Raw genomic sequence first — 235 nt, forward strand, 5'->3', positions numbered from 1 at the left:
CCCTCCAGCCTCTGGGTCTGGGAACGTTGCTCCACGTGCCGGTGGCGACGTGGATCGCCCTCGCCCTCACCGCGGTCTTCGTCTACCTGACCTCCGCGCGCCCCCTCGGCCGCCACATTTACGCCGTGGGGGGGAACGCTGAGGCTGCCCGGCTGGCGGGCCTCGACCTCACGCGGATCACCCTCGTGGTGTACACGGTGACGGGTGCACTGGTGGGGGTCGCCGCCCTCATCTA

1 protein-coding gene is annotated in these 235 nt (G+C 70.6%); it reads left to right on the forward strand.

Annotated elements, in window-relative coordinates; genetic code table 11:
* On the forward strand, nucleotides 1–235 hold a 235-nt coding region (locus tag C4313_RS11215; RefSeq protein WP_503012469.1), incomplete at both ends, for an ABC transporter permease subunit.

The organism is Thermoflexus sp., assembly GCF_040289485.1.
Taxonomy (GTDB): domain Bacteria; phylum Chloroflexota; class Anaerolineae; order Thermoflexales; family Thermoflexaceae; genus Thermoflexus.